This window comes from Lysinibacillus sp. JNUCC 51, assembly GCF_015999525.1.
GTDB lineage: Bacteria > Bacillota > Bacilli > Bacillales_A > Planococcaceae > Lysinibacillus > Lysinibacillus xylanilyticus.
This window is the reverse complement of the sequence record NZ_CP065545.1, coordinates 66,773-92,610: the sequence shown is the minus strand read 5'-3', so window position 1 is coordinate 92,610 and position 25,838 is coordinate 66,773. Positions and strand designations below refer to the sequence as shown.

41 protein-coding genes and 1 pseudogene are annotated in these 25,838 nt (G+C 35.9%); 35 read left to right on the top strand and 7 right to left on the bottom strand.

The features are described 5' to 3' along the window. The first annotated feature begins 1 nt into the window (after nucleotide 1). The 6 genes from JNUCC51_RS00605 to JNUCC51_RS00580 all read left to right on the top strand — a co-directional run bounded on the left by JNUCC51_RS00605 (nucleotide 2) and on the right by JNUCC51_RS00580 (nucleotide 2,744). Nucleotides 2-577 carry a YpmS family protein gene (locus tag JNUCC51_RS00605; RefSeq protein WP_337990350.1) on the top strand — a complete coding sequence of 192 codons (576 nt, stop codon included), beginning with the start codon at nucleotides 2-4 and terminating at the stop codon, nucleotides 575-577. A 12-nt stretch (nucleotides 578-589) separates the two neighbouring features. Continuing rightward, nucleotides 590-1,123: a peptide-methionine (S)-S-oxide reductase MsrA gene (gene msrA / locus JNUCC51_RS00600; RefSeq protein WP_337990349.1), complete on the top strand. Its 534-nt coding sequence runs from the start codon at nucleotides 590-592 to the stop codon at nucleotides 1,121-1,123. Beyond that, a complete protein-coding gene (gene msrB / locus JNUCC51_RS00595; RefSeq protein ID WP_337990348.1) occupies nucleotides 1,116-1,544 on the top strand; it encodes a peptide-methionine (R)-S-oxide reductase MsrB in 429 nt (142 codons plus the stop codon). Before msrA ends, msrB begins: the two co-directional genes overlap by 8 nt. A 43-nt stretch (nucleotides 1,545-1,587) precedes the next feature. After that, the gene (locus JNUCC51_RS00590; protein ID WP_337990347.1) at nucleotides 1,588-1,779 is read left to right on the top strand and encodes a hypothetical protein; all 192 of its coding nucleotides are present in this window, start codon (nucleotides 1,588-1,590) and stop codon (nucleotides 1,777-1,779) included. Nucleotides 1,780-1,857: 78 nt separating this feature from the next. Next, nucleotides 1,858-2,313: a hypothetical protein gene (locus tag JNUCC51_RS00585; RefSeq protein ID WP_337990346.1), complete on the top strand. Its 456-nt coding sequence runs from the start codon at nucleotides 1,858-1,860 to the stop codon at nucleotides 2,311-2,313. Continuing rightward, a complete protein-coding gene (locus JNUCC51_RS00580; RefSeq protein ID WP_337990345.1) occupies nucleotides 2,310-2,744 on the top strand; it encodes a hypothetical protein in 435 nt (144 codons plus the stop codon). The genes JNUCC51_RS00585 and JNUCC51_RS00580 overlap by 4 nt, the downstream gene beginning before the upstream one ends. Nucleotides 2,745-2,776: 32 nt before the next feature. Here JNUCC51_RS00580 and JNUCC51_RS00575 read toward each other — a convergent pair whose 3' ends face one another. From JNUCC51_RS00575 to JNUCC51_RS00565, 3 genes are all read right to left on the bottom strand, one after another. Continuing rightward, complete coding sequence (locus tag JNUCC51_RS00575; protein WP_337990344.1) at nucleotides 2,777-2,902, bottom strand: hypothetical protein; 126 nt, start codon at nucleotides 2,900-2,902, stop codon at nucleotides 2,777-2,779. A 118-nt stretch (nucleotides 2,903-3,020) separates the two neighbouring features. Then, nucleotides 3,021-3,764, bottom strand: coding sequence for a formylglycine-generating enzyme family protein (locus JNUCC51_RS00570; RefSeq protein WP_337990343.1), 744 nt, complete (start codon nucleotides 3,762-3,764; stop codon nucleotides 3,021-3,023). Between the two features lie 104 nt (nucleotides 3,765-3,868). After that, nucleotides 3,869-5,707, bottom strand: coding sequence for a methyl-accepting chemotaxis protein (locus JNUCC51_RS00565; RefSeq protein ID WP_337990342.1), 1,839 nt, complete (start codon nucleotides 5,705-5,707; stop codon nucleotides 3,869-3,871). 258 nt (nucleotides 5,708-5,965) lie between these two features. Here JNUCC51_RS00565 and JNUCC51_RS00560 point away from each other — a divergent pair, with 258 nt between their 5' ends. Continuing rightward, nucleotides 5,966-6,184, top strand: a complete 219-nt coding sequence (locus JNUCC51_RS00560; RefSeq protein ID WP_337990341.1) for a YozE family protein — start codon at nucleotides 5,966-5,968, stop codon at nucleotides 6,182-6,184. A gap of 114 nt (nucleotides 6,185-6,298) precedes the next feature. Beyond that, complete coding sequence (deoD, locus tag JNUCC51_RS00555) at nucleotides 6,299-7,006, top strand: purine-nucleoside phosphorylase (protein WP_337990340.1); 708 nt, start codon at nucleotides 6,299-6,301, stop codon at nucleotides 7,004-7,006. A 79-nt stretch (nucleotides 7,007-7,085) separates the two neighbouring features. Here deoD and JNUCC51_RS00550 read toward each other — a convergent pair whose 3' ends face one another. The 3 genes from JNUCC51_RS00550 to JNUCC51_RS00540 all read right to left on the bottom strand — a co-directional run bounded on the left by JNUCC51_RS00550 (nucleotide 7,086) and on the right by JNUCC51_RS00540 (nucleotide 9,203). Continuing rightward, nucleotides 7,086-8,258: a tyrosine-type recombinase/integrase gene (locus JNUCC51_RS00550; RefSeq protein WP_337990339.1), complete on the bottom strand. Its 1,173-nt coding sequence runs from the start codon at nucleotides 8,256-8,258 to the stop codon at nucleotides 7,086-7,088. Between the two features lie 108 nt (nucleotides 8,259-8,366). Then, entirely contained in the window at nucleotides 8,367-8,861 is a 495-nt protein-coding gene (locus JNUCC51_RS00545) for an ImmA/IrrE family metallo-endopeptidase (protein ID WP_337990338.1), read from the bottom strand. 3 nt (nucleotides 8,862-8,864) lie between these two features. Next, nucleotides 8,865-9,203, bottom strand: coding sequence for a helix-turn-helix domain-containing protein (locus JNUCC51_RS00540; protein ID WP_337990337.1), 339 nt, complete (start codon nucleotides 9,201-9,203; stop codon nucleotides 8,865-8,867). A 387-nt stretch (nucleotides 9,204-9,590) separates the two neighbouring features. Between JNUCC51_RS00540 and JNUCC51_RS00535 the strand changes: the two genes are divergently transcribed. From JNUCC51_RS00535 to JNUCC51_RS00460, 16 genes and pseudogenes are all read left to right on the top strand, one after another. After that, nucleotides 9,591-9,773, top strand: coding sequence for a helix-turn-helix domain-containing protein (locus JNUCC51_RS00535; RefSeq protein WP_337990336.1), 183 nt, complete (start codon nucleotides 9,591-9,593; stop codon nucleotides 9,771-9,773). A gap of 25 nt (nucleotides 9,774-9,798) precedes the next feature. Continuing rightward, nucleotides 9,799-9,984 (top strand): MerR family transcriptional regulator, encoded by a 186-nt coding sequence (locus tag JNUCC51_RS00530; protein ID WP_337990335.1) that lies wholly within the window; start codon nucleotides 9,799-9,801, stop codon nucleotides 9,982-9,984. Nucleotides 9,985-10,114: 130 nt separating this feature from the next. Beyond that, nucleotides 10,115-10,276, top strand: a complete 162-nt coding sequence (locus JNUCC51_RS00525; RefSeq protein WP_337990334.1) for a hypothetical protein — start codon at nucleotides 10,115-10,117, stop codon at nucleotides 10,274-10,276. Nucleotides 10,277-10,461: 185 nt separating this feature from the next. Beyond that, a pseudogene (gene abrB, locus JNUCC51_RS00520) lies at nucleotides 10,462-10,620 on the top strand (transition state genes transcriptional regulator AbrB); the annotation flags it as partial. Between the two features lie 117 nt (nucleotides 10,621-10,737). Further along, nucleotides 10,738-10,986 (top strand): DNA-entry nuclease, encoded by a 249-nt coding sequence (locus tag JNUCC51_RS00515; protein WP_337990333.1) that lies wholly within the window; start codon nucleotides 10,738-10,740, stop codon nucleotides 10,984-10,986. Nucleotides 10,987-10,995: 9 nt separating this feature from the next. Continuing rightward, complete coding sequence (locus tag JNUCC51_RS00510) at nucleotides 10,996-11,124, top strand: hypothetical protein (RefSeq protein WP_337990332.1); 129 nt, start codon at nucleotides 10,996-10,998, stop codon at nucleotides 11,122-11,124. 98 nt (nucleotides 11,125-11,222) lie between these two features. Beyond that, complete coding sequence (locus JNUCC51_RS00505; RefSeq protein ID WP_337990331.1) at nucleotides 11,223-12,731, top strand: AAA family ATPase; 1,509 nt, start codon at nucleotides 11,223-11,225, stop codon at nucleotides 12,729-12,731. Continuing rightward, nucleotides 12,728-12,922 carry a hypothetical protein gene (locus JNUCC51_RS00500; protein WP_337990330.1) on the top strand — a complete coding sequence of 65 codons (195 nt, stop codon included), beginning with the start codon at nucleotides 12,728-12,730 and terminating at the stop codon, nucleotides 12,920-12,922. The genes JNUCC51_RS00505 and JNUCC51_RS00500 overlap by 4 nt, the downstream gene beginning before the upstream one ends. 2 nt (nucleotides 12,923-12,924) lie before the next feature. Then, nucleotides 12,925-13,806: a RecT family recombinase gene (locus JNUCC51_RS00495; RefSeq protein ID WP_337990329.1), complete on the top strand. Its 882-nt coding sequence runs from the start codon at nucleotides 12,925-12,927 to the stop codon at nucleotides 13,804-13,806. 145 nt (nucleotides 13,807-13,951) lie between these two features. Beyond that, a complete protein-coding gene (locus JNUCC51_RS00490; protein WP_337990328.1) occupies nucleotides 13,952-14,695 on the top strand; it encodes an MBL fold metallo-hydrolase in 744 nt (247 codons plus the stop codon). Next, nucleotides 14,695-14,919 (top strand): hypothetical protein, encoded by a 225-nt coding sequence (locus JNUCC51_RS00485; protein WP_337990327.1) that lies wholly within the window; start codon nucleotides 14,695-14,697, stop codon nucleotides 14,917-14,919. The genes JNUCC51_RS00490 and JNUCC51_RS00485 overlap by 1 nt, the downstream gene beginning before the upstream one ends. Nucleotides 14,920-14,952: 33 nt before the next feature. Beyond that, nucleotides 14,953-15,801: a phage replication protein O gene (locus tag JNUCC51_RS00480; protein ID WP_337990326.1), complete on the top strand. Its 849-nt coding sequence runs from the start codon at nucleotides 14,953-14,955 to the stop codon at nucleotides 15,799-15,801. Further along, complete coding sequence (locus JNUCC51_RS00475; RefSeq protein WP_337990325.1) at nucleotides 15,779-17,062, top strand: replicative DNA helicase; 1,284 nt, start codon at nucleotides 15,779-15,781, stop codon at nucleotides 17,060-17,062. Before JNUCC51_RS00480 ends, JNUCC51_RS00475 begins: the two co-directional genes overlap by 23 nt. A 32-nt stretch (nucleotides 17,063-17,094) precedes the next feature. Then, nucleotides 17,095-17,253, top strand: coding sequence for a hypothetical protein (locus tag JNUCC51_RS00470; RefSeq protein WP_337990324.1), 159 nt, complete (start codon nucleotides 17,095-17,097; stop codon nucleotides 17,251-17,253). 33 nt (nucleotides 17,254-17,286) lie between these two features. After that, on the top strand, nucleotides 17,287-17,865 hold the full coding sequence (locus JNUCC51_RS00465; RefSeq protein ID WP_337990323.1) for a hypothetical protein: 579 nt from the start codon (nucleotides 17,287-17,289) through the stop codon (nucleotides 17,863-17,865). Beyond that, on the top strand, nucleotides 17,858-18,304 hold the full coding sequence (locus tag JNUCC51_RS00460) for a hypothetical protein (protein ID WP_337990322.1): 447 nt from the start codon (nucleotides 17,858-17,860) through the stop codon (nucleotides 18,302-18,304). The genes JNUCC51_RS00465 and JNUCC51_RS00460 overlap by 8 nt, the downstream gene beginning before the upstream one ends. Before the next feature lie 150 nt (nucleotides 18,305-18,454). Here the strand turns inward: JNUCC51_RS00460 and JNUCC51_RS00455 are convergent, their stop codons facing one another. Further along, complete coding sequence (locus tag JNUCC51_RS00455; protein ID WP_337990321.1) at nucleotides 18,455-19,183, bottom strand: hypothetical protein; 729 nt, start codon at nucleotides 19,181-19,183, stop codon at nucleotides 18,455-18,457. Nucleotides 19,184-19,280: 97 nt separating this feature from the next. Between JNUCC51_RS00455 and JNUCC51_RS00450 the strand changes: the two genes are divergently transcribed. The 11 genes from JNUCC51_RS00450 to JNUCC51_RS00400 all read left to right on the top strand — a co-directional run bounded on the left by JNUCC51_RS00450 (nucleotide 19,281) and on the right by JNUCC51_RS00400 (nucleotide 25,807). Further along, entirely contained in the window at nucleotides 19,281-19,697 is a 417-nt protein-coding gene (locus JNUCC51_RS00450; RefSeq protein WP_337990320.1) for a DUF722 domain-containing protein, read from the top strand. A gap of 305 nt (nucleotides 19,698-20,002) precedes the next feature. Next, nucleotides 20,003-20,599, top strand: coding sequence for a hypothetical protein (locus JNUCC51_RS00445; RefSeq protein WP_337990319.1), 597 nt, complete (start codon nucleotides 20,003-20,005; stop codon nucleotides 20,597-20,599). A gap of 50 nt (nucleotides 20,600-20,649) precedes the next feature. Continuing rightward, nucleotides 20,650-21,192 carry a hypothetical protein gene (locus tag JNUCC51_RS00440; RefSeq protein WP_337990318.1) on the top strand — a complete coding sequence of 181 codons (543 nt, stop codon included), beginning with the start codon at nucleotides 20,650-20,652 and terminating at the stop codon, nucleotides 21,190-21,192. Nucleotides 21,193-21,659: 467 nt separating this feature from the next. After that, complete coding sequence (locus JNUCC51_RS00435; protein WP_337990317.1) at nucleotides 21,660-21,845, top strand: hypothetical protein; 186 nt, start codon at nucleotides 21,660-21,662, stop codon at nucleotides 21,843-21,845. Nucleotides 21,846-21,964: 119 nt separating this feature from the next. Continuing rightward, a complete protein-coding gene (locus JNUCC51_RS00430) occupies nucleotides 21,965-22,327 on the top strand; it encodes a hypothetical protein (protein WP_337990316.1) in 363 nt (120 codons plus the stop codon). Between the two features lie 65 nt (nucleotides 22,328-22,392). Beyond that, a complete protein-coding gene (locus JNUCC51_RS00425) occupies nucleotides 22,393-22,584 on the top strand; it encodes a hypothetical protein (protein ID WP_337990315.1) in 192 nt (63 codons plus the stop codon). Continuing rightward, nucleotides 22,581-22,940 (top strand): hypothetical protein, encoded by a 360-nt coding sequence (locus tag JNUCC51_RS00420; RefSeq protein WP_337990314.1) that lies wholly within the window; start codon nucleotides 22,581-22,583, stop codon nucleotides 22,938-22,940. Before JNUCC51_RS00425 ends, JNUCC51_RS00420 begins: the two co-directional genes overlap by 4 nt. Continuing rightward, nucleotides 22,937-23,305 (top strand): HNH endonuclease, encoded by a 369-nt coding sequence (locus JNUCC51_RS00415; protein WP_337990313.1) that lies wholly within the window; start codon nucleotides 22,937-22,939, stop codon nucleotides 23,303-23,305. The genes JNUCC51_RS00420 and JNUCC51_RS00415 overlap by 4 nt, the downstream gene beginning before the upstream one ends. Before the next feature lie 102 nt (nucleotides 23,306-23,407). Continuing rightward, nucleotides 23,408-23,845 carry a P27 family phage terminase small subunit gene (locus JNUCC51_RS00410; protein WP_337990312.1) on the top strand — a complete coding sequence of 146 codons (438 nt, stop codon included), beginning with the start codon at nucleotides 23,408-23,410 and terminating at the stop codon, nucleotides 23,843-23,845. A gap of 14 nt (nucleotides 23,846-23,859) precedes the next feature. Next, nucleotides 23,860-25,584: a terminase large subunit gene (locus JNUCC51_RS00405; protein WP_337990311.1), complete on the top strand. Its 1,725-nt coding sequence runs from the start codon at nucleotides 23,860-23,862 to the stop codon at nucleotides 25,582-25,584. 13 nt (nucleotides 25,585-25,597) lie between these two features. Beyond that, complete coding sequence (locus tag JNUCC51_RS00400) at nucleotides 25,598-25,807, top strand: hypothetical protein (protein WP_337990310.1); 210 nt, start codon at nucleotides 25,598-25,600, stop codon at nucleotides 25,805-25,807. The last annotated feature ends 31 nt before the right edge of the window (nucleotides 25,808-25,838 follow it).

The following is a 25,838-nucleotide window of genomic DNA, read 5'->3' as shown; positions in this document are numbered from 1 at the left end:
AATGAATAAATGGAAATTTGCATTTTTTGCCTTAGCGGGCACAGTGCTTTTTGCAATCCTCCTCGTCGTTTTTTTAGCAACTAGACCAGTAGATGGAGTAAATTTTGCGGAGAGTTCAAAAGATGAAAGCGAAGTAAAGGGAAATGTCCTCGTTGTTCAAACCACAACGAAGGAATTAGAATCAATATCTAAAAAGTATTTAAAGGATGCGGGGTCACCATTACCGTTGGACTTTTCGATTGGTGATGATATTCAATTAAGCAGTACATTAAAGGTGTTCTATACAGAAATTCCGATTTCTATGAATTTCGATCCTATTGTGGATGAGAAAGGTAATATCATTTTAAAGCAGACTGGAATGAATGTAGGGCTCTTAAATATTCCACCAGAGACGACAATGAAAATTATGCGAGACACGGTGGATTTCCCTTCGTGGATTACAATTAATCCGAATAAGGCAGAAATCTATATTGACTTATCGCGCATTAACATTGCTTCTGGATCTCGTATTAAAGCAAAGGAATTAGACTTACCAAAGGATAAGATTCTACTTGAACTTATTGTTCCTGGTGAATAAGGAGTGAGATAAATGGCAAAGCAAGTTGCAACGTTTGCAGGTGGTTGTTTTTGGTGTATGGTTAAGCCCTTTGACGAAACACCTGGCATTGAATCAGTAATTTCCGGCTATACGGGTGGACATGTTGTCAATCCAACATATGAACAAGTATGCTCTGAAACGACAGGCCATGTTGAAGCGGTTCAAATTACCTTTGATGATGAGTTATATTCTTACGAGCAATTACTCGCGACATTTTGGACATTAATTGATCCAACCGATGCTGGAGGACAATTTTATGATCGTGGAGAGTCCTACACTACCGCGATTTTTTACCACAATGATGAGCAACGTGATTTAGCTGAACGTTCTAAAGAAGATTTACAGGCATCTGGTAAATTCAATAAACCGATCGCAGTGAAAATTTTACCGGCAAGTTCGTTTTACCCGGCCGAAGACTATCATCAATATTATTATAAGAAAAATCCAATGCACTACGAACGCTATGCTATCGGGTCTGGTCGTAAAGCGTTTCAGGAGTCACACTGGGGGCTGAAAAATGAATAAAGAACAACGATTAAAAGAGTTAACGGACATGCAATACTATGTGACACAGGAAAATGGAACAGAGCCACCGTTCCGAAATGAATTTGATAAGCACTTTGAAGAGGGAATTTATGTAGATATCGTGTCAGGAAAGCCATTATTTAGCTCGCTCGATAAATTTGATTCAGGCTGTGGATGGCCAGCGTTTGCAAAGCCGATTGTAAAAGAAGAAGTAACGGAGCATTTTGATGCTTCTCATGGTATGCGTCGCGTAGAAGTTCGAAGCTCAGACGCTGATTCTCATTTAGGACATGTCTTTCCTGATGGACCAAGTGAGCTTGGAGGCTTACGCTATTGTATTAACTCCGCAGCCCTCCGCTTTGTACCAAAAGAAGATTTAGAAAAAGAAGGCTATGCAGAATATCTTTCGTTATTTAAATAACAACAACTCCTAGCAGGATTATATCGTGCTAGGAGTTTTTTTTATGATTTTAAAATTGTTTCAAAAGCGACGGAAAGGGTCATCGAAACGACGGAAGAACAATCAAGTGACGGAAAGGGCCTCCGAAACGACGGATAGAACAACCGAAGCGACGGAAAGGGCCCTCGATGCGACGGAAGAACAATCAAGCGACCGGAAAGGGTCATCGGAGCGACGGAAAGAAAAGTCGAAGTGACGGAAAGAAACGTCGAAGCGACGGAAGAACATTCAAGCGACGGAAAGGATCGTCGAAACGACGGATAGAACAACGGAAGTGACGGAAAGAACACACAAAGCGACGGAAAGAAACGTCGAAGTGACGGATAGAACAACGGAATCGACGGAAAGGGCCCTCGAAGCGACGGAAGAAAATTCAAGCGACGGAAAGGGTCATCGGAGCGACGGAAAGAAACATCCAAACGACGGAAGAACTTTCAAACGACGGAAAGAGCCCTCCAAACGACGGAAAGGGCCTCCGAAGCGACGGAAAGAGCCATCCAAACGACGGAAGAACAATCAAGCGACGGAAAGCGCCCTCGAAACGACGGAAGAAAATTCAAGCGACGGAAAGGGTCATCGGAGCGACGGAAAGAAACATCCAAACGACGGAAAGGGCCTCCGAATCGACGGAAAGGGCCTCCGAATCGACGGAAAGGGCCCTCGAAGCGACGGAAGAACATTCAAGCGACGGAAAGGATCGTCGAAACGACGGATAGAACAACGGAAGTGACGGAAAGAACACACAAAGCGACGGAAAGAAACGTCGAAGTGACGGATAGAACAACGGAATCGACGGAAAGGGCCCTCGAAGCGACGGAAGAAAATTCAAGCGACGGAAAGGGTCATCGGAGCGACGGAAAGAAACATCCAAACGACGGAAGAACTTTCAAACGACGGAAAGAGCCCTCCAAACGACGGAAAGGGCCTCCGAAGCGACGGAAAGAGCCATCCAAACGACGGAAGAACAATCAAGCGACGGAAAGCGCCCTCGAAACGACGGAAGAAAATTCAAGCGACGGAAAGGGTCATCGGAGCGACGGAAAGAAACATCCAAACGACGGAAAGGGCCTCCGAATCGACGGAAAGGGCCCTCGAAACGACGGAAGAAAATTCAAGCGACGAAAAGGGTCATCGGAGCGACGGAAAGAAAAGTCGAAGTGACGGAAAGAACCCTCGAAGCGACGGAAGAACATTCAAGCGACGGAAAGGATCGTCGAAACGACGGATAGAACAACGGAATCGACGGAAAGCGCCCTCGAAGCGACGGAAGAACTTTCAAGCGACGGAAAGAGCCATCCAAACGACGGAAGAACTTTCAAGAGACGGAAAGGGCCTCCGATACGACGGAAAGAACAACGGAATCGACGGAAAGGGCCCTCTAAACGACGGATAAACTCGTCAAACTGATGGATAGAACGTCATAATTGATTAGAAATATTAAATGAATGATCTTGCAATCCTAAATCCGATATCATCAATAAAGAAATCAGGCATACTCTTTCGGCGACAAGTAGCTCCGCATCCACGTTCTTCTTCAGCCCAACTTCCTCCTCGAATTATTCGGTAATTACCAAATATCTCTTCATCGTATAAGTCCCAGCACCATTCCCAAACATTTCCTATCATGTCGTACAAGCCCCATTCATTCGGCACTTTTTCTCCAACATTGTGTACATGTTCGTTAGAATTATCTTTATACCAAGCAATGTCATCAATGTTTCCATATCGATATCCTTTTGACTTTGCTTTACATGCATATTGCCATTCAGCATCTGTCGGTAATCGGAAGCCATTAGAACTATGATTGCATACAACTGATTTACTTTTTTTATCAAAATCATAAAACTTGTCATAACCCAGAGCGTCAGACAATAAATTACAAAAGTTCACTGTATCTATCCATGAAACATTAACAATTGGTTTTCGATCATTTATTGTTGAAAATTTCTTCCCCATTATAACCATATAAAGTTCTTCAGTCACAGTATATTTGCTGAGATAAAATGGCTTTATCTCAACATTCCAAGTAACTTCTTTTAAATTTTTTCTTATACCTGGCATTCCAAATTTATAGTTTGAACTAATCCATTTTTGCTCGTTGTGAAAATCACGTAAGCTGATTTCTCCTTCTGGAATATACACCATTAATTCTTTTAGGTATTGATTTAAGTTAGTTAGCATTTTCCTCTCCAAATCGTAAACTATTGTTCATACTATATTTAAAAAACTCCGGCACTAGTTCATGCATTTGCTTCATGTAAAATGAACATCTTTCCAGGACACTATTAAACTTTAAATTCACTGACAAGATTTCGTAGACTATCTGCCTGTTGAGCAAGCTCTGTGGCAGCGGCATTAATTTCCTGCATGGATGCAGATCCTTGAGTGGCGGCAGCAGCAGAAGTGACCGTGTTGGCAGCTGATTGCTCAGCATAGGCATTCACATGGATAAAATCATTCGCTACAGCATTGCTATAATCAAGTGTTAATGCAATTTTCTCTACCATAGTCGCGATAATTGTTGTCGTTTCTTGAGTATGCGTTAAAATATTGGCTAAAGATTGGTTTGTTTCATTCGTTACTTCAACGCCACGAATAACGGATGATACACCCTCGTGGTTTTGAGAGATTATGGATGATACTTCGTCTTGAATGGACGTTACAATGGATGATACTTCTCTAGCGGCATTTTGAGATTGCACTGCTAGCTTTCGAACTTCATCAGCGACAACCGCAAAGCCTCGTCCATGCTCACCAGCGCGTGCTGCCTCAATTGCTGCATTTAAGGCGAGTAAATTTGTTTGCTCTGAAATAGCAGTAATCGTGCCGATAATAGATGTTATGTCGGCGGATTTTCGACCGAGTGCTTCAACTGTGGAAGTAGTGGAGGCCATCGTTTCTTCTATAGCTTGCATAACTAATGAAGATTGTTGTACAGAGCGACTGCCTTCGTCAGCTGCTTGCTGCATAGCTAAGGAAGCACGCTTAACAGCATTTGCTTGCTCATTTAAATGGTTCACAGAATGCTCAAGATCACTCATTTTTTGTTGTGCGCTAGTCATACTAGAGATCGTATTCTCGCTATCACTCGCGATATCAGCTGTAGCATCTGCGATATTCTGTATGGTACGCGCATTTTCATCGGCTAATGACATTAGTTCCTGGCTACTACTTGAAACGTGGTCCGCTAGATTACTGACACGTTTGATCAAATTAGATATCGATTCAATAAGTGTATTGGTTGAAGCGGCGATAATTGAGAACTCGTCATGATTACGAACTTTCACACGTCGTGTCAAGTCGCCACCAGCCTGTGCAATATCGAGAATGGAATGGTTAATGGCCTGTGTATTGTTTCTTAATGATTTAAATAACATAAAACCAAAAATAATAATTGCAATAAATCCAAGTATTGAAATTAAGATGAAAGAAGTAATGGATAGTGTAACTTGTTTGTTAAGCTTATCTAATTTAGCTTTATTAGCATCATCCATAACCGCATTAATGGACTCGATATTGTTATCAATATAATTCTTCATCGTTTCGCCAGTACCGCCCATCATGAGCTTGCGAGCTTGTTCGAGACCGAGCTCATCACGCATTGTCATGACCTTTTTAGAATATTCAAGGTAATTTTTATAATATTGATTGATCGCCTGTATATGACTTAATTCTAACTCTCTTTCTGTAAACTGCTCTTCTAAGGTTTTCAATTTTTTATCGATGGTATCGATTTTCATTTTATAAGAAGTAGCAAAGTTCCCGTTCCCGGTAATTAAGTAGGCTTGTTCTAAATTGGTGAGCCTCGCAATTTCACACGCAAGTTGGTTGACAGTTAATTGTTCCAGAACGTTTTTCTCAGTAAAGTCCTTCATTTGTCTTTGCAGATTTTGAATATTGATATACGATAATAAACCCATTGTGCCATTTATAACAATAATGAGAGAAAATATAATAAGTACTTTTCCTCGTATTAAATGGTAAAAACGTTGTCGTTTTTCTTGAGCAGGAGGGAGATTATGCCTATCGACTTCTATATCATTTGATTTCTTTTTTGAAAAGTTAGTTTTAAAGAGAGACAATCGTTTCTGTGTAGAGTTCCTGAGTTTGTGAAAGTTTTTCATCGCCATCACCATCCTATTTTTGAATATTGGTTAAAATTTTACCTTATTTTGTTAGGTATTTCTATCGTTTTTATCTAAAAATTTTCATTTTTTAGACAACAAATACATATTTTTTTCTGAGACGAAAGTCCAGAGTTAACGAGAGAATAGTTCTATTCGTAATAGTAGGAGAAAATACTTAATAGATTTTTTTGTGACGAAGAAGGTATTTTTTGATAAACTAGCGGAAAGCAGATGAGTAAAGAGGGGATTTCTAGAATGAAAAAGAGCTTTTATTTGTATGTACTAACATTCAGAGGTGGGGATTGGTCAGATCCGAAGGTGCGATTTGCGGAGGAAATGTTCAATGAACATAATTTTCCGAAGCAGAGCGAAGACTTTGATGAGCTTTCTTCATATATTGAATCATACGCCACTGACAACTTAACAACAGAAGTATTTGATGAGTTGTGGGCATTATACGTAGATCATGCATGATCTTAGTTTAAAATAAAATAATTTATTTCAAGTTGCTAGACGTCTAGCATTGCGAAAAAATGAGAAACACAGTATTATTTATAGTGATAACTGACAGAAAAGAGGGATTGCAGTATGAGTATTCATATTAATGCAAAAAAAGGCGAAATCGCTGACACAATTTTACTTCCAGGAGATCCATTACGAGCTAAGTACATTGCTGAAACGTTTTTAGAAGATGTTACTTGCTATAACGAAGTACGTAACATGTTTGGTTTTACAGGTACTTATAAAGGTAAACGTATTTCTGTACAAGGTACTGGTATGGGTGTGCCTTCAATCTCGATTTACGCTACAGAACTAATGCAAGAATATGATGTTCAAAAATTAATCCGCGTAGGTACTTGTGGTGCAATTCAAAAAGATGTAAAAGTTCGTGACGTTATTTTAGCTCAAGGAGCAACTTCTGATACGCGTATGAACCAAATCATTTGGGGCGGCGCTATCGACTTCGCGCCGATCTCTGACTTTGATTTATTATTAAAAGCATACAATGCAGGTAAAGAAGCTGGTTTAAACTTACAAGTAGGTAATATCTTTACAGCAGATATGTTCTATTCTGATGAACACCAAAACGAAAAATTAGCTCAATACGGCGTACTTGCTGTAGAAATGGAATCTGCTGCACTTTACACATTAGCTGCAAAACACGGCCGTAAAGCACTTTCTATCCTAACAGTAAGCGACCACATTCTAACTGGTGAAGTAACATCAGCAGAAGAACGTCAAACTACATTCAACGATATGATCGTTGTAGCGTTAGAAGCAGCAATTCAAGAATAGTTGATATATCAACGTTTTAAAGACATTTTTATTTAATTAAAAAGGAGCAAGTGACTTTAGGCGACGAAAAGGCGACCATTTACAATATTTCGTCAAATAAGTCACTTGCTTTTATTTTGTCACGCTCAGTTAGATGGCTGTAGGTATTAAGAGTTTGTTTTATATCAACGTGCCCGAGTTGTTCTTGAATGATTTTAAAATTTACATTTTTACTAATCATATATGAAGCATATGTGTGGCGTAATCCATGAAAAGTTAGGATAGGTAAGTTAAATCTCGCTACAATTTCTTTCCATCTATTGGACATGCTATCTAGATGAGAAGGGAATCCATTGGTTTTCACAAATAACAGGTTTATTGGATTGTTTTCATTATCAAGCATAGGTGTCCACAATTCTCCTGATTTTAATTTTAACTTTTTTAATCCCTTTTCATATTCTTTTATCTCCTGCATCAAAGATTCAGGGATAAATACATTTCTAGATTTCTTGGTTTTTGTATACCCTAAAAAAAAATGTTTTGTTTCTTTATCATATTGAAGTGTTTTATCGATTAATATTGAATTATTAGTGTAATCTAAGCATTCTAATCGAATACCAGCTATTTCAGTCATTCGTAAACCACCGAAGACTGCAAGTTTAATCTGTAGTCTGTGTTTTGGATAAACTTGATCCAGAATCGAGAGTAGTTGTCTTAACTGACTTTCATTATAAAACTGTATTTCACGATTTCTTTTTTCAACGTATGGACGCTTGACTCCCTTCATTGGATTTTCTTGAATAACTCCCCAATCAATAGCTTTGGAGAAAATACTTTTCAATACCATGTATTTTCCATTTAAATTACGCTTTCCTTGTTCTTTTTCTTCTTTGAAAAACTTTACAATATGAAATGTTTTTATTTTTGATAGTTTCATATTATTAAAATATTTTAGAATGCCTCCTTGCAAACACGATTCATAACTATTCCTAGATTTAACTGCTAAATCGACACGTACATAAACATCCATCCAACGTTGTACAAATTGTTCAAAAGTAATATTCTCTAAATCATTTTCAATCTCCGTATTAGCAACTTCAATTTCGAACTCCGTCATTGCTTTTTTAATAGCTCGATCCGATAGGCTGTTTAATGTGACATTTTTGTATTTTCTTATACGCTTACCTTTTTCCTCATCATATCCAAGTTCGACTGTAATCTTGATACGGGGTTTACCATTCTTACTAGGTTCTAATTCTCTATAGCTTGCCATTGTTTTTCTCCTTTCTAATAAAGACATACAGCTAAAATTAATTCATCACCACCTTTAACAGGAATGTATGTTCTGTTTTAGGGTAAAATTTTTTAGACACTTTGAAAGTTATGTGCCATATTGCAAAGATGATGTTTCAATCCAATCAAACATTTCAAGTACTCTTAATGGTTCAAAGCAAATTGTAAAATTACTTATAGAAACACATAGCCCATATTTACTTTTATACCAATCAAGAGCATCATCTAAAAAATCTTCTGTTACATTTAGAAAGTCAGCTAGTTCATAACGGTTTGCTATATGTAGGTTATGAGCCTGTATGATTTTTGAGAAGGGAACTAGCTTTTCATATGCCCAGGCTCTGGCCTTTAATTCTTGTTTTTGATTTTCTAAACTGGATAGGTCGAGGATATCACCAGTTGTTGTATGGTAATGCCCGACCTCTTCAGCTAGAATACAACGTTTTTCTCTAATGGAAGGTAACGATTTATTCATCCAAATAACATCGTCTCCATATAATCCTTTGCACTTCATATTGTCCATTTCATATACTTCTATTTCTAAATCGTTACATTCATCTAGTAAAGTATCGTATGAATGCATGTGTTATACCCCCTTATTTTTACGCGCCTCTCGTCTCATAGCTACAAAACGTTTAAATTCTTCAATTTCTTCTAATTCTTCTTCTGACCATTCTTCACCGTCGTGGTGTGCTGCGATTGTTTGTATATCACTATTTTTCAAAATATCCTTTTGGTCTGTGCGACCTAATAAGTAGTCAATGCTTACATTGAAGTAGTCTGCTGTCTTCTCTAATGTTTCTGATTTCGGACTTTGTGTTTTCCATTTATAAAAAGCATTCTCACTAAAACCTAATTTTTGTGCAACTGATTTTAAATTTTCTCCACGCTCTTCTGCTAATTTTTTTACTCTTTCAAACAGCATAGTATCAACCTTTCTAGATACTTAAAGAAAATAAAATATACAATTGGATAATTTGAGGTTGATTTGTGTATCCAATTGTATTATTATATTCACATAAGCTAAGTTATTAGCTAAAAGACAATAGAAAAGACAACCTATAAGAACACATTTGAATCGTTGGGGAACGGATAAAGTGTTGATTTCACAGGCTTTTTAAAGTCTTATTTAGCTATGGTTAAATAGTATACTATTGGATACTTATAGTCAATACAATTAGCTAATAATTTAGCTTGAAAATTTTACAATTCAGTCATGCGCTGTGATACCGAGCCCATGACGGTATAGTATTCGAACTTATAGCTTATGCGATGGTAGCAACGTCAATTGATTTTTAAAGGAGGTTCTAATATGCAAGAAGATTTAGGAGCACAAGTTAGATCAGAACTATTTAAAAAGAAGATGAGCCAAAAGGAATTAGCTGAAATGGTTGGTATTTCAAATGCGTATTTATCAGAAATAATTCGAGGACGTAAAGATGGTCCTAAGGCTCAGGAGCATATAAAACACATTCGTAAGATTTTATGTATTTAAGAATGAGTAGGAAAGGAGTTTCGAAATGAGAAAAGTTAGAGGTGTTAAAGCGTTAGTTGATTATTTAGAATCTATCAGCTGCCCAATTGGACAATCAACAATTTATAGTTTAATGCGCACTAATAGGATTCCGTTTAGTCGTCCAGCACCAAGAGTTTTACTTTTCGATCTAGACGATATTGATTCGTGGTTAGGTGGTGAAAGTAAATGAAAATCAAAGTAGCAGAGTGGTTGGCATTACCGGTTGAGAAACGTTTAGCTTTAATCAGCAATGCGATTAATAAAGTAGCAGCAACACGTCAGAAATAAATCTATCAAACTATGAATGGAGAGTGAAGAGTTTGGAAGAAAAAATGACCTTAAATATTAAGGTGGAAGTAGATTCTTTAGAAAAGGGAAAAGAACTCCTAAATAAATTAGAAGTCCTTCAGAAAAATTTTGAAGTTAATGTTGAGTTATCTATAAACACTACTTCTCATTTGTTTCAGGTAAATCCTGAATAGTTTTGTGAACAGTTTTAATTAAGTCAATTAATAAACCTGATTTAATAGGTTCTGTTCTATTAGAAGAATTCCAACTGTTAACATAATTATTTACCAATTCAACAGTTAATTCTTTATCAGTCTTAGCCATATGTATCACCATCCTTTCTACCAATAGTTTAACAGAAAGGAAATATAAGGAGGGAATGAAAATGAAATCAACAGGTATTGTACGCAAAGTAGACGATTTAGGACGTGTGGTGATCCCAAAAGAGTTACGTCGCACACTAGGTATTGATGAAAAGGATCCATTAGAAATTTATATGGATGATGACAAAATCATTCTTCAAAAATATCAACCAAATACAGAAAAAGATGAAGTTGTTGCTTCACTAAAGAAAATGGCTGCAGGTGCTAAAAATCCAAATGTGCTTGAGACAATTGATCGTGCAATTAAATTAATTCGGTAGGGGCTGAATCTAATGGTTGAGGATAATATTACTTATGACAGACATGGACGTATGCATTACCATCCAGAGTTTCACTTTTCTCACGGTAAGCCTTTCAGTGAATCAGAACTTGAATACATTTGTAAGTTTTATGAGGTGGATCACGCCAGAACAATATCATTCGCCATTGGAAGGACAGAGCATACTATTCGATCAAAAGTAGACATTTTAAGAAAAAAAGGACTGTTCAATTATTATAAAAATCTTAATAAAAATTGGTAGGTGAATAACATGAACGATTGTCTTTTAGAGGTCCTGGGCGATTACTTTGTAGCTAACAATCTAGTAAACAAAGGTTGGGAGTTTCATGAGTTTGTAGCCGAATGGCAACGAGGAACTATTGTGATGGCAAAAAAATAAGAGCCCCATACCGGTGCAACGGTTCCGGGCTCCAATCAAAATAATTATACAGTCATTATGACACGACATGAAGTAAACCATAAAGGAGGAAAAGCATAGTGGAAATTAAATTCAAACAATTAAACTTGCAGAATTTTAAAAGCCACGAAGATCTCGAAGTTAAGTTTGGCGACCTGACTAAGATCCTCGCGGATAATACAAAAGGTAAAAGCTCCATTGGTGAAGCTATTACATTCTTATTATACGGTAACGACTTATTGGGTAGCAAATTAGACCCCTCACCAGTAACATACCGGGCTGATAACACACTCGTAACACTGCATTTAAGTGTTGATGATGGAGAGCTTCTATTAGGCCGTGAGATAGCAAAAGGACGCAATAAGTTTTATATAAATGAGGTACCTTCAAAAGCTACTGAATTTAATGAGATTGTTGAGAAGATATTTGATAAAGATTTATTCTTGTCGCTGTTTAATCCAAGTTACTTCTTTACATTGCACTGGGAAAAGCAACGTCAAATGATTTTAAAGCATACAACTGCACCTGCAAATAAAGAAGTGTTAAAAGAGCTACCTAAGCCACAATCGGACAAGTTGGCCACATTAGTTAAAAAACATTCTTTAGAGGATTTAGATAAAATTCATCGATCCAATAAAACTAAGTTGGACAAACAATATATAGCTGCTCAGAGTTGCACAAAGACGTTGCGAGAGCAGTTAGAACAAAATGCTCCAACAGTTCCATTAGATTCGTTAAATGTGGAACTGAAACAGCTTGTTAAAGAACGAAACAATATAGAAGAAGTGACAGATAAAGCTCAAACGGTGAATGGTAGAATCAATATTCTAAACAACCAAATTAACGTTTTGTCACAAGTACGTGACGATATTAAAGACCAATTTAATCAGCTCAAAGGAGAGCAAATTCAAGACACTTGCCGCGTTTGTAATCAAACACTACAAGATGAAGCTATCGATGCTGTAAAGGCAGAAAAAGAGCAGCGTATCCAACAGGTTAAAGTGAAGTTTCAAAAGGCAGTAGATGAACGAAAGGCGTTAGAGGAAGAACTTAAAACACTTGAATATGTGGATGTATCAGAGCAACTAGAAAAAGCTCGTTTACTTCAAGAAAAGATAAATTCAATAGAATATGAGATTTCTAAGCATAAGCAATATAAGGGCTTAGAGGAACAGGTTATTACAGCAGAAGCGAATGAAAAAGAAACACTTGAATCACTTAATGAATCGATTTTTATCCTGGATGCCATTAAGGATTTCAAAGCAAAAGAAGCAGAATTACAAGTTAAAAAGGTTCAAGACTTGTTCGAAAATTTATCAATAAAACTGTTCGAAGAAGTGAAAACAACAGGTGAAAATAAACCAACCTTCATTGTTCAAATGGATGGTAAAGACTATATGAAACTTTCATTTAGTGAGCAAACTAGAGCAGGACTTGAAATTCGTGATGTGTTGTCAGAACAAAGTGATCTTATCGTACCTTGCTTTGTAGATAATGCAGAAACCATTACTAAGTTCAAGGAACCAAATGGGCAATTAATCATTAGCCGCGTTGTTGAAGGGAAAGAATTGGAGGTCGTGTCTGAATGAACGCTAAAGAAATCACAGTAGGCTACACATATACCAAGAATCTTGGAAACTTCGAAAATGTGAAAGTAGATGCTGCAGTAACCATTTCTATAGAGCCAGGGCAAAACGAAGATGAACTATATAGCAAAGCATTTGAAAGTATGAAAAAACAGGTTAAAAATGGCCTAAATAAATTTACGGAGGCACGTTAATTATGAATAGAAACTTACCAACTTTAACACCTGAAATTACAGAAGCTTTTCAACCTGCAGTATTAGAGGTCATTCGCAATTCGATTGCACCTACAGCTAATGATCAAGAATTTCTATTATTCGCCCACAAGGCTGCATCATATGGTTTAGACCCATTTAAAAACGAGATTTTCTTTATCAAATATGGTAGCCAAGCACGCATTCAATTTGCTGCAGAAGCTTATCTTTCAAAAGCGAGAGAACAAGAAGGTTTTATACCACCTGATACACAAATGGTGCATGAGAACGATGAATTTAAAATCGCTATGAATAAAGAAACAAAGCAAATGGAAGTGGTACAACATGAAATCGGGTTCCCACGTGGAAAAATTATTGGAGGCTATTCAGTTGCTTATCGTGATGGTTATCCACCTGTAACGGTCATTATGGACATTGATGAAGTATCTCATATGTTTACCGGTCAAAACAAAGATAACTGGAATAAATGGACAAGCGATATGTTTGGTAAACACGTGCAACAGCGTGCGCTGAAAAAACAGTATGGATTGTCATTTGAAGATGTAACAATTACACAAAATGATGTACAGCAACCTGTTACGCAAGTACGCAAGGATATTACACCTAATCAGGAACAGTTAAAGCCTCCAGTTGAACAGCCTGTATTAACTCGCGCTGACGAATTACGCAAGGAGATTAACGCAAGGTTGAAACAGCTTGGTATTAAAACGAAAAAGGCTGTACAAGAATACCTGGATAAAAATGCTCCGAATATTGACCCTGCAACAGCAACAGAGGCTGAAATGGTTGGCTTGATTGAAATGCTAGATTTAAATATTGAAATGCTCGCTACACAACAAAGCAATAAAGACGACTTACTCGAGTAAAAACTATGAAACTACCACAAACAATAGTTTATGAGAGAAATAAGGATTGTAGGCTGTGTGGGAAAGAAATGAATGAAAATGAATACAACTTATACCGTGGGCTAGAAATATGCTCACGTTGTCATAAGGAGTTGGAAGATAGAAAATGAAAGTTGACATCCTAGCAAGTGGTTCAAGTGGAAATTGTATAGCATTAACAACCAATGAAACTACCATTCTAATCGATGCAGGTATTGCTAAGACAAAAATAGAAAAACGGCTATTGGAAGTAGGTATAACGCCAAGTAGTGTCAAAGCAATCTTTGTTACACATGCACATAGCGATCATATTAAAGGGCTGCCATTGGCCAATAAATATAAAATTCCTGTTTACGCTGGCGAGCGTGAATGGAAAAACATCACTACTGTTGAAGATGAATTAATTAGGCCGATTGGTGTTGGAGGTGTTTTCGGTTGTGGCCACTTTATAGTAAGCCATTTTAATGTTCATCACGATGCAAACGATCCGAAGGGATACGTTGTATGGACTTTAGATAATTTTAAAGTATCTATTTGTTTAGACACTGGCAAGGTGGATAAAGAAATGCTACGGCACATGCAAGGTTCGGATATTTATATTATTGAAGCTAACCATGATCCACGAATGGTTGAAGCATCTGATTACCCTAACAGCGTTAAGGCGAGGATATTGAGCCATATTGGTCACTTATCCAATGAACAAACAGCAACAGCCCTTAAAGAGCTTGTAAGAGGTAAAGGTGAACGAATCTATCTAACTCATTTAAGCAGCAATAACAACCTTCCTATGCTTGCAGAAATGACCGTTAAAAGAGAGCTATTGAAAAACGGATACCAGGCAGGTACGCACTACGGATTGGAGGTCATTTAATGCATCCATATAGTTTAGTTTTAGCTGCTATGGAAATGCTGCAACGAGAAAATGCCGAGCTGAGAAAACAAATTGAAAATATGAAGCTACAAAATATTTCAGCGGCTGTTGCAAATCTTATCGATGAGTGGCTAAACACACCTTACCAGGGAGATGAACGTCAGGACATTGAAATGTTTGCAAAGGAAATTAGTAAGTATATTCGCAGCCAGTTGAAAGCTTAGGGCAACACGGGCGCTAACAAGGTGGTGAGAATAATGTCCGATAGTCGCTATTTTCCATTGCATATGGGTTTGTTAGATCCAAGTCATGTCGAAAAAATTGGTTCTGCTTTATGGGAATTTTTATGGTTAATATCTAAGGTTACAAAAGAAGTTGTCGAAAATGATGAAACTATCGGCATTGTTCTCGGCGGTAGGCCTGTTAAAAATGTTGAAATGTCCGAATCGTTAGGTTACAGTCTGGCGAAAGTTGAAAGGAATATTTCAACTTTAAAAAAACATGGATATATAACCACAAAACGAACGCCCTATGGAAATATTTTTAAAGTGAAAAACTCAAAGAAATTCTATAAAAATAGAACCCTCAAAAATGACGGTTCTGAAAGGAGAGAACCCTCAAATATGATGGAGAGAACCCTCAAAAATGACGGTTCTAATAAGATAAAGAAAGATAAAGAAAATATAAAGAATACTACTCGTCAAAAATATGACGAGGACAACACATATTTCAAAATGGCAAAGTATTTTTATGATCAAGTTGAAAAAGTTGCAAAAGAGGCTGGAATATCTCATTTGATAAAAAAATCAAATTTGCAAACATGGGCCGATGACATGCGTAAGTTAATTGAGCTTGACGGAGTAGATAAGCATCTAGCAAAACAAGTCATGGACTGGGTGACGAAAGATCCGTTTTGGAGAACTAATGTATTATCGGCTAAAAAGCTTCGTGAGAAATTTATGGAGTTAGCGATTAAAATGAACGCTGAAAAGAAACCTGTTCAACCAAAACAAAAACCGCAATATGATCCAAGGGATAAAGAAATAGCGTTCCAAAAGTGGATACAAGACGGGAATGATCCGAATGACTTTGATTGGAGCAACTGACTATGAACTTGAAGCCGAACAATCGGTGTTAGGTGCAATATTTCTTGAACCAGATATGATTGATGACATCTTTTTCCTAGAAGCAAGGGATTTCATTAGTCCACGACATCAACAAATTTTTAGAGTAATGAAATGGTTGGATGATAGAAATCAACCTATAGATATTACAACGGTTACTGAACTTTACATGCAGCATAACAAGATGGATGAAGTAAGTATCTCTTATTTAGCTGAATTAGCCGTTTCTTGCCCTTCTGCAGTGAATGTAGTGTCATATGCCAATATTGTTCGTTCGAGGGCTATAAGACGACGTGGGACGGATATAGGGCAAAGAATTATGAATCTTTTACATGAGGATTTCGAAACAGACGATGATTATTTTGCTGAAATTGAAAAACTAGCATCTGAAGTAAGGCCAGAAGATGATGGAAAGATGGAAAGTTTGAAGGATTCACGACAAGGGTATTTCGAACATCTTTTAAAACGAGCTGAATTTATTCCAACGGGATTTAAACTATATGACAAATGGGCGCACGGTCTTTGGAGAGGTTGGTTGTTTGTTAGTGCTGGACGTCCTAGTGTTGGTAAAACAGCTATGCTGCTTCAAAGAATAATGGGAGTTGCCAAGAGTGGTCCTGTATTAATTTGGTCACAAGAAATGGACAAGTTTCAATTGTTTGATCGAATGATTTCAAATTCTACGGGTATTCAATACAGTCGTATAAAAAACAAGGACTTAAAACCAGAGGAATTAGGTGTCATCGAACATGCATACAAGGAACTCGAAAAACTACCGATATTTGTTCAAGATTCGAGTGGTGTCACAATTGAAGAAGTGAGAGCCACAGCAAGACGTTTTAAAAAACGTTACGGACAAATTGCAATGATTGCTGTTGACTATTTGCAAATTATGAAGATTCCACAGCGAAAAAATGAAACTAGGGCACAGGCTATAGGAAATGTAACTACTACAGCTAAGCAAATAGCGCGTGATATGAATTGTTGCTTCATGATGTTATCGCAAATGACCAGGGAAAGTGACAATGTTAAAAAGCCGCAGTTATCTCATTTAAAAGAATCATCATCTATTGAGCAAGATGCAGATGTTGTTGAATTCTTGTGGCATGATCCAGCTGATAAAGTGCAACAAGGCAAAGTCATTCAACAGTTCTTTGCAAAAGGTCGAGACATAGGGATGAATGAATTTAAATTGCTATTTATGGGTTGGAAACAGAAGTTTGTTGAATTGGATAAACAGTAGAAAGATTTTCCTCGAAAGAAAGGGGAGTAAAAATGAAAAAACCGAATTATTTTGAACTAGACGAGAGAGTACAAGTGGTTAAAGAATTTTGGTTCTATGATGAACATTATACAGTAGGTACGGTTTTTATTATCGAGGATGAACATTTACTCCATGATTTTAAAGATTATGTAGTAAAGGCATACCTATGATGATTGAACGAAGTAAAGATTTGGAGGCTCGTTATGAGATTCATTGGTTTAGATCCATCAACTAAAACAGGATTTGTAGCACTAGACGAAAATGGACAGGTACTTAGAGCTAAAGAATTAACAGGCATAGGTGATAAAGATCCTTATCGAATGATAACCCTTATTGACGAAGTTATGGCCCACATGCAAAAGGGTGACATCATTACAATTGAGGGATTTGGATTTGCAACACAGCAAGGCATACAGCTTGGTGGTATTGGTTGGGGTATGCGAATGTCACTAACTAGACGAGGTTTTAAATACTACGAAGTCGCTCCTAGTGCTGTTAAAAAATTTGTAAACGTTACTGGTTTTACTGGAGAAGTAGGAAACAAAAAACGCATTACTGGTGTAGAAAAGAAAAAAGTAGTTATGAAATCAGTAAAAGATCACTATGGCTTTTCACATAAAAGTGACAATGTTGTAGATGCATATATTTTAGCTCAAATCGCAAGAATCATGTACCAGTTTAAAAGACCTGATTTTATTGGTTGTCCTATCTATCAAGCAGAAGTAGTTAAATCGATATTAGGAAATAAAACAATTGAAATGGAGAGTGTGAAAAATGTCTAAAGTTGAATTAGATGTTCTATTTAAAAAGATACAAAAGGATGATAAAAAAGAAGTTTTAGAGTTTCATATCCTGGGTGATGATGTGAAATATAAATCAGAATTAATTGGTATGGCAGGTAGCATTGTAATAATTGAGATTAGTGAGATCAAATTATCTGCGGAGTTTAAATCAATCCAGCGCGATAGCAAGAAGGTCGTACTCAAATTTGAAGCTAAAGGTGATAGCGAAGAAAAAACTATTAAATTATATCCAAAGGCAGGCTTTAACATTAAATTATTGCTTGAGCAAAGTCAAATGAGTATTGAGGATATTGAGGATGGAGAAGACCATGAGGGCATTAAATATACTGTTAATGGTGATGGAACTACCGAGGTAGTAGAACAATTGAACATGGAAGATGTAGTTCAAAAAGAAAATGAGGATGACCTATTAGATTAGTATAGACTGTCCTTTAACAACAAGGGTGGGAATTGGATATATCACCATTTTTATTACCAGATGAAAAACTACCTAAAGAGAGGGGCGTTTTGATAAAAAGGGAAACGAATGTTTCGGCGTTTCCCAATTAATTAAGTAAAGTTTTTTTAGTTACTTTATTAAAAGGCTAAATACAGGTCCTAGCAAATCTTTAATTGCAACACCAGTAGACAGTATTGAATTAAGTTTATCAATTATATTAAAAAGTCCCTTTACATTCTCATCATTAGAAACTTGTACAATACTTTTATTGTTAATAAATAATGATCCAATTGTTTGTTCTAAGGCTGTTTGAATACCTTCAGCACCACTTATTTTGTATGTAAATAATGCCTCACGAATTAAATTCAGATTTTTAAATAAAAGTAATTTAACTTCTTCCTGAAGGCTTGATTGCGTAATACTTTCAATTAGTTCGTCAATCTCTCTTATTAAATTTTTAATATCTTGATCATTTATATTTTGATTATCAAACTTATAAATGAGATCCATATGTTTTGCAATATATTTTAGTGCAGTTAAAGTTTCACTGTTTATATTACTTTTAAATGTGCGCATATTTCCATCGAAATTTAATTCACTAAGAGAAAGTTCTATTTCTCTTAAAAATCTATTATTCATCTCGTCATTTAAAAATTCGTTATTTTGGATATATTCTTTTGTTTTAATTACAAGATTTAATAGTGAATTAATTGAGTTTAATAGGGCCGAAATATCTTGTTCATCAATATCAAAAACATTAGCCCATGTTTTACTAAAATTCCTACTACTACCATCCATACCACATCTTGAATATGCATCACTTAATATTGAATGTAATTTATAAGCCGGGTTTTCCATTAATACCACTCCTTTAATTATCTTTTAAAATATACCAAAAAATACGAGGGCTATAAAGTAAAACACAAAAAATAAGAATATAAGGTAGGTGCTGCACATGCCTACGTTATCGCGTAGTGAAATACAGAACATCGAGAAATATTGGATTGAATACGAACAATATAAGAAGAAATTACAATACCGTGAGTGGGAGCTGTTGCATCCGCATAATCAAGGCGGTGAAATGGTTGGTGGTCGTAGTAATACGATTTCTGATACAACAGCTAAGAAAGCTATGGTACTTGCAAATGATGCCTATTATCAAAATTTAAAGCGCATCATCAAGACTGTGGAAGACCTATACAGTGAGTTAGACGAGGATATGCGAACAATCGTAGACATGCGCTATTGGGATAAAGACGGTTGTTACGAATGGGAAGACATCTCGGATAAACTGTATATTTCACGTCATAAGGTACTTCGTAAAAGGAACATTCTTATTGATAAAACTGCTGAAAGGATTGGTTGGGTTTAAATAGTTTAGAATTTACTTAATACTATTTTATTTATAATAAACTAATGGAATTCAATATCGATTCTAAAGTAATAATTTGTTATAAAAATATTTTTTTGTAAGAAATTGATACAATTAAAAATGGCTTCTCCAGTGTAGTAACCTTCACTAGTATTGGGATGAAGCTCTTTTTGTGGGAAATAATTGAAAAAATATTTGATGATAATAATAACTATTTGTTTTACTATAAACAGTTACTAAATACTATTTAAGTATATAATGTAAAAATATACAATAATATTATATTAAAAAAAAGGAGTGGGAAAATGAAAAAAATAAGTGGATTATTGATAGCTTTATTTTTGACTTTCTTAATAGGTATTGAACCAGCAAAAGCTAATCAAGAACTTTTATCAGAATTAGTAAAAAAAGATGCTTCAGCGTTCTGTGGAGCAAGTGCTTTTATCCCGTTTGATGCAGGAACGAATACTAAAGGAATTAATTTTGTACAAAGAAGTGCTGTTTCAGCCACTGGTTGGAAAGATCAAACAGGCAAATCAGCTAAAGGGTCAAAAATAGTAATGCCTGTAGAAAAATTTAGAGACTATGGTTATTGTCACATTTTTGATAAACATATGAAATATGCAAATACTAAGACAGAAAATGAAGTTAAAATAAATGGTGCTTGGAAATCACAATTCCAATATGCTCAATTTCCATCTACAGCTATGGAAACAGCTATGGAAGTAATAAATGGAACTGACGAGCTGGAACCAGATACGGAAAAGGCTAATCGATTTACAAAAACATTCTTCTCGTATAATGAAAAACAAAGGGTTAGGGTTGTACTCCAACGTGGAAGCACCTGGGGAGGATATAATAGTTATGATTGGGTTATAGTATCGATGTACCCTGTATTCTAGTACTATCTATATTATAATAAGTTTATAACATTATAGAAAGAGATTAAAATATGACAGAAAAAACAGTTGTTCAAAAAGTAAAAGAAGCCATTTCTGGAATTGAAATTGGATATTTTGACACCGCAAAAGGTTTTATTTTTGATGAATACTTTAAATATTTTAATGATGATGATAAAGAGACTAGAAAACATGCGTTATTACTTTTTACAACGATGTTAGGAAACTGGTATAGTAAATCGGCTGTTGTTTTTAAACCAGAGATAGAATGTCTAAAATATGAGGATGAAATAGATACTGATTTTTATGACTTCGAGAGTTATTTATCTTCACTATTAGATTGCTATCAAAATATTGAAAAAGAATTTCCTTATATGTTTGAGCGTATTGTAAGGTACTTAACCTTAATTGAAAAAGATGAAGGTTTAAGTTTCGAAGAATGGTTTCCTGAAATTAATTCAGATATATTTAAAGAGCTCCGCGAGAAAATATTGATTCCTAACAGCAATTTGGTTCAGGAGTGCCATGAAATGAAATATTTATTTAGAGAAGTTGGCATTAAACCATTTTTTACAACAGATTTTTTTGAAGAATAATATCCTTTTAGTAAGTCGCACTCAATCGAGTGTGGCTTTTTTATTTTGATCTACAATATTTAACTTATAAAAAAATATAAGTGAACTTGTTAACACCATGGAAGTTTGCAAAAATCTGTAGTAAATTGATATTGTGAAGTAATAACAAAAGCGCTCTGAGATGCGTTATTAAATTGCCATACAAATATAAGCACGTTCGCTTGTACGTCTTGTGTAGAATCAAGCAAAAGACCACTCATTAAGGGTGGTCATTTTAGTTAGGATAAAATATTCGCGATGGCTATTAGCCCTAAAATTGTTGCAATAGCAGTTAAAGTAGGGATAATTAAAATTCTATTAATACCTTTATAAAAATACTCAAACAATCAATTCACCTCCTAAAATAATTGTAATTTATGTAGGTCTATTTTTCTATTAATTACACTTGTTTCCATGCTATTATGATTAGTGTGGAGGGTGGTGATTTAGTGATGAGAAAAGAATATGAAACACGATATTTTTTAGATAACGGTACTATGAACAATGGTTTAACTGAATTTATTAATACTTTTGCTGAAGATGGATATGTATTACATTCTATAATTCCTTATTTAGATGAAGGTACTACGAAAGGTTATACAATAGTATTTGAATTAGAAGTTGATGAAAATTAAATATTTTTTACATAAAGCTATCTCTTTATGAGGTGGCTTTTTATTATGTTTAATATTTCTAGTAGTGACATTTAAAACCTCTTGGACTATGCTAATGGTACAAAGGAGGTGCCGTAAATATGCCAAGTATCATTCGGAAGTATCATAAAAATTTATTTAATCCTAGGACGATTATGAAACAATATAAAGATGAAAAGTCCTTAGAAAAATTAAGTTCTAATGAATTAGAAATAATGATACGTACAACAGAGTATAAAATACAAGAAATAATAGGAAGTAAAGGTATTTTTTCATCAATATTAAGTATTTTATTTGCTTTAATAATAGTTGTGATATCATCTGATGATGATATAGGATTGAAAATTATTACGGTTGTATTATATATAATCATCATATCCATATATCTCTTTGGAACAATCAGGACAATTGATAAATGGAATGAATACTTAAGTACACTAAGATATGTTAAAGAGAATAAGTAATACATAATGGTCACACTCACAATGAGTTGTGGCTTTTTATTATGCCAAAAGGTAGGTGTATATGTATGAAATTTAATCAGTTACTTGATGTTCAGACTCTCAAACAGTTAAATATGATTCGAGGTCCATCTAATACAGAGCCAGTTGCTAAACGTAAAGCTGCTGGTTCTTCTTTGTCTAAGAAAGAATTACATGATCTTATGGGTACTAATCGACAGACTTATAAAAAAGTAAATGGGAGAGTGAGAGGAAAATGAAGGTACCAATGCGTAAAACTTTTATCGGCACTGAATTTTGGTGTACTGAAGAAAAGAAAACTTTATTTTTACCTGCAGGTATGAAAGCGCCTTTTGAAGTCACAACAGAACCTAAAAGTATGATCATGGGCGTGGATATAGGAACTGATGAGGACATAACTGTTATCGATGGCGAACCAATGGCATCTACTATGGGAATTAGTATAGCTGGTGAAATTGTAGATTTAAGCAATATGACAATAAAAAAATTACGTGAATATGCAGCATTAAAAGAAATAGAAATACCTGCTGAAATAAAGAAGCAGAAAGAAATCGCTCAATATCTATATATCAATTGGATTCCTGATACGGAATGAAATATTGCGATTTTAACGGATGTAATAAAAAGATAGAACGTGGCAGGTATTGCGAAGACCATGGACGATCTGAGAAGTCCAGGAAGAATAAGAACATATATCATAACAGCAACAAACAATTTTATAATTCACAAGCATGGAAAGATATGCGTGCATACATTTACGAAAGAGAGAAAGGTTGCTGTCAGCGATGTGGAAGGTTCGTCTTTGGCAAGCGAGCTCAGGTCCATCATGTCGTACCGGTGAAGAAGAATCCTTTGCTCAAGTTAGAGCCGAACAACCTTCGTCTGCTGTGTCCAGTGTGCCATAGTATAGAGGAGAATATGGATGAAAAAGAAAATGTTTTTGCAAATTATTTTTCGTGATCCCCCCGTCAATTTTTATTTTTTTATTTTTTGACCAAGACCGGTTAGGGGAGTCTTTTCTTTCGTTGGACAAGATTTTTTAAAAAACAAGGGGGGTGTGAAATGTCAACGAAAAAGCAGAGACAGCAAATGGTTGCGGATAAAACAGAGAGTGAGAAAAAACGCATTTTAAAGATCATGCGAGATGCTGACATTTACACACTTACCCTAGATCCGTTAATTGAAAGTTACCTCGATATTTTTGAAATTTATCAAACAATGTACATCGAATGGAAAGAAAAAGGTTTCCCAGTCACTCAACGTCACACGAATAAAGCAGGTGCCACCAACAACACAAAACACCCTTTAGCACAACAGGTTGAAACATGGGCGGATAAGAAAATGAAGGCTTTAGATGCTCTCGGTTTAAATAATAAAGCGAAAGCAAGTAGAGTTGTCACTGGCGGAACATCGGTAGGGAAGGGCGAGGAAATATCAAAGCCTGAGGTGCCGGTGGTTGATGAATTGGCAGCGCATCGTAATAAATGGCGTAAATCGTAAGGTGGTGAGCGTATGTGGTAATTGAACAAGGCGTTAACTATGCTGATATTTACGCTAGAAAAGTGCGAAAAAGCCCAAAGAAATATCCAAAAACCATACGTGATATGGTGGACCGTTATTACAAATGGAAAAAACGCAAGGATATTTGGTTTGATGTTGATCGCGCAAATGAAATGTTGGATTGGGTTCAAACTTTCATTCGACATGTAAAAGGAAATCTTGCTGGACAACCACTTGTCCTGGAAGATTGGCAGCTCTTCGCATTTTCCAATATATATGGTTGGGTCCATGAAAATGAAAATGGCCAAGTTGTCCGTGTTATCCGGGAGAGTTATATTCAGGTACCGAAAAAGAATGGGAAAACACTTGTCGCTGTAGGTGCTCTTGGATATGCGATGTATGGTGAGGGTGTTCTTGGTGCTGATTGTTATTGTTGTGCAAGTGACTTTAACCAGGCGCAATATGCCGCTAAACCTTTTGCGGCTACTATAATGAATCATGATGCTCTACTTAATGCATCGCATATTTACAAAGGCCCAAAAGGAACAATTTCATCTGTCACATATGATTATATTCATGAGGATTTAGCCTATCAAAATCAGTTCATCGTAATGTCTAAAAACATTCAATCGATTGAGGGCTCGAATCCTCATTTTGTTTTGAATGACGAACTTCATGCGCAAGAAAATATGGACCAATACGATAACTTTAAGTCGGCTCAGATTTCTCGTGATGAACCAATCATGTTCAATATCTCAACGGCGGGTAAAGGTTCCTCTTCTGTTGGTATGCGCGTGTATCGCGAAGCTAAAGAAGTACTGAAGAACGATGATAATGATGCAAACTTTGTCATGATTTTCGAGCCAGACAAAGGATATGATTGGACAAATCGTAAAGTTTGGGCAATGGTTAATCCGAATATTGGTGTTTCGGTTACAATGTCAGCGCTCGAAACGGAGTTTATTACTGCAGCACGATCAGCTCATAAAAAAGCGGAATTTTTATCAAAGCATTTGAACGTGTTCGTAAATGGTGCTGAGAATTACTTTGACCAAGATCAATTAGAGCATATTCTTGTGGATGACCTAGGTGATTTGACTGGCGAAACTTGTTATCTTGGATTGGATTTATCAAAGACAACAGATTTAACGTGCGTAAATTTAAATTTCCCAACTTACGATGATGAGGGAAGAGCTATTTTAAAGGTTAAACAGATGTACTTTATACCGAATGTGGACATTGAATTTAGGGAAAAAGAGGACAACGTACCTTATCAAAATCTTGCTGAACAAGGATATGTCACATTTTGTGATGGGAAGATGATTGACCAAGAGCAGGTATTTGACTACATCAAAGAGTGCATGGAGCTTTACGATGTGCAGCAGCTTAACTATGACCCGGCCATGTCTCAGAAGCTTATTGAGAAATGTGAAAATCTTGGACTTGATTGTATAGCCGTGAACCAGTATCCAAACGTCATGAATGCTATGATTGATGATTCTGAACGATTGATATATGAAGAGCGATTGATAACGGATAATCCATTATTCATTTACTGTGCTTTGAACCTGGTTGTCATTACGAATATAAATGGAATGAAGGGGCCTTCGAAACGTCAATCTAAGAAAAAGATTGATGGGTTTGTGGCCTTTTTAGTTGCACACAAAGAGACGATGATGTTGATGGATGATATAGACGAGGACGGTATGGATAACTTACTAGCTGAAATTTATAGGTAAGGTGGAGATATAAATGAAGTTGATCTTAAAAGATGGGGAAAACGAAATCGAATTAAAAGAACTGAATGATGTTAACAAAGATTCAGATGTAGTTATTTTCTTTTTAAAACAATTTATAGAGCCTCGAATTATAGAAGTAATGGTAGATAGTTTAAGTAGGCAATTAAACAAAAAAGTTATTATTCTGCCAAATGTTTTTACAGAGAAAGCGTATGGCATTTAAGTAAATCATCTTTTTAATAAAGATAGGCGGT

Coding starts and splice junctions, on each gene's coding strand:
- JNUCC51_RS00605 (WP_337990350.1), top strand. CDS start 2: ATGAATAAATGGAAATTTGCATTTTTTGCCTTAGCGGGCACAGTGCTT.
- msrA (WP_337990349.1), top strand. CDS start 590: ATGGCAAAGCAAGTTGCAACGTTTGCAGGTGGTTGTTTTTGGTGTATG.
- msrB (WP_337990348.1), top strand. CDS start 1,116: ATGAATAAAGAACAACGATTAAAAGAGTTAACGGACATGCAATACTAT.
- JNUCC51_RS00590 (WP_337990347.1), top strand. CDS start 1,588: ATGATTTTAAAATTGTTTCAAAAGCGACGGAAAGGGTCATCGAAACGA.
- JNUCC51_RS00570 (WP_337990343.1), bottom strand. CDS start 3,764: ATGCTAACTAACTTAAATCAATACCTAAAAGAATTAATGGTGTATATT.
- JNUCC51_RS00565 (WP_337990342.1), bottom strand. CDS start 5,707: ATGAAAAACTTTCACAAACTCAGGAACTCTACACAGAAACGATTGTCT.
- JNUCC51_RS00560 (WP_337990341.1), top strand. CDS start 5,966: ATGAAAAAGAGCTTTTATTTGTATGTACTAACATTCAGAGGTGGGGAT.
- deoD (WP_337990340.1), top strand. CDS start 6,299: ATGAGTATTCATATTAATGCAAAAAAAGGCGAAATCGCTGACACAATT.
- JNUCC51_RS00550 (WP_337990339.1), bottom strand. CDS start 8,258: ATGGCAAGCTATAGAGAATTAGAACCTAGTAAGAATGGTAAACCCCGT.
- JNUCC51_RS00545 (WP_337990338.1), bottom strand. CDS start 8,861: ATGCATTCATACGATACTTTACTAGATGAATGTAACGATTTAGAAATA.
- JNUCC51_RS00540 (WP_337990337.1), bottom strand. CDS start 9,203: ATGCTGTTTGAAAGAGTAAAAAAATTAGCAGAAGAGCGTGGAGAAAAT.
- JNUCC51_RS00535 (WP_337990336.1), top strand. CDS start 9,591: ATGCAAGAAGATTTAGGAGCACAAGTTAGATCAGAACTATTTAAAAAG.
- JNUCC51_RS00530 (WP_337990335.1), top strand. CDS start 9,799: ATGAGAAAAGTTAGAGGTGTTAAAGCGTTAGTTGATTATTTAGAATCT.
- JNUCC51_RS00515 (WP_337990333.1), top strand. CDS start 10,738: ATGGTTGAGGATAATATTACTTATGACAGACATGGACGTATGCATTAC.
- JNUCC51_RS00510 (WP_337990332.1), top strand. CDS start 10,996: ATGAACGATTGTCTTTTAGAGGTCCTGGGCGATTACTTTGTAGCTAAC.
- JNUCC51_RS00500 (WP_337990330.1), top strand. CDS start 12,728: ATGAACGCTAAAGAAATCACAGTAGGCTACACATATACCAAGAATCTT.
- JNUCC51_RS00495 (WP_337990329.1), top strand. CDS start 12,925: ATGAATAGAAACTTACCAACTTTAACACCTGAAATTACAGAAGCTTTT.
- JNUCC51_RS00490 (WP_337990328.1), top strand. CDS start 13,952: ATGAAAGTTGACATCCTAGCAAGTGGTTCAAGTGGAAATTGTATAGCA.
- JNUCC51_RS00485 (WP_337990327.1), top strand. CDS start 14,695: ATGCATCCATATAGTTTAGTTTTAGCTGCTATGGAAATGCTGCAACGA.
- JNUCC51_RS00480 (WP_337990326.1), top strand. CDS start 14,953: ATGTCCGATAGTCGCTATTTTCCATTGCATATGGGTTTGTTAGATCCA.
- JNUCC51_RS00475 (WP_337990325.1), top strand. CDS start 15,779: ATGACTTTGATTGGAGCAACTGACTATGAACTTGAAGCCGAACAATCG.
- JNUCC51_RS00470 (WP_337990324.1), top strand. CDS start 17,095: ATGAAAAAACCGAATTATTTTGAACTAGACGAGAGAGTACAAGTGGTT.
- JNUCC51_RS00465 (WP_337990323.1), top strand. CDS start 17,287: ATGAGATTCATTGGTTTAGATCCATCAACTAAAACAGGATTTGTAGCA.
- JNUCC51_RS00460 (WP_337990322.1), top strand. CDS start 17,858: ATGTCTAAAGTTGAATTAGATGTTCTATTTAAAAAGATACAAAAGGAT.
- JNUCC51_RS00455 (WP_337990321.1), bottom strand. CDS start 19,183: ATGGAAAACCCGGCTTATAAATTACATTCAATATTAAGTGATGCATAT.
- JNUCC51_RS00450 (WP_337990320.1), top strand. CDS start 19,281: ATGCCTACGTTATCGCGTAGTGAAATACAGAACATCGAGAAATATTGG.
- JNUCC51_RS00445 (WP_337990319.1), top strand. CDS start 20,003: ATGAAAAAAATAAGTGGATTATTGATAGCTTTATTTTTGACTTTCTTA.
- JNUCC51_RS00440 (WP_337990318.1), top strand. CDS start 20,650: ATGACAGAAAAAACAGTTGTTCAAAAAGTAAAAGAAGCCATTTCTGGA.
- JNUCC51_RS00430 (WP_337990316.1), top strand. CDS start 21,965: ATGCCAAGTATCATTCGGAAGTATCATAAAAATTTATTTAATCCTAGG.
- JNUCC51_RS00425 (WP_337990315.1), top strand. CDS start 22,393: ATGAAATTTAATCAGTTACTTGATGTTCAGACTCTCAAACAGTTAAAT.
- JNUCC51_RS00420 (WP_337990314.1), top strand. CDS start 22,581: ATGAAGGTACCAATGCGTAAAACTTTTATCGGCACTGAATTTTGGTGT.
- JNUCC51_RS00415 (WP_337990313.1), top strand. CDS start 22,937: ATGAAATATTGCGATTTTAACGGATGTAATAAAAAGATAGAACGTGGC.
- JNUCC51_RS00410 (WP_337990312.1), top strand. CDS start 23,408: ATGTCAACGAAAAAGCAGAGACAGCAAATGGTTGCGGATAAAACAGAG.
- JNUCC51_RS00400 (WP_337990310.1), top strand. CDS start 25,598: ATGAAGTTGATCTTAAAAGATGGGGAAAACGAAATCGAATTAAAAGAA.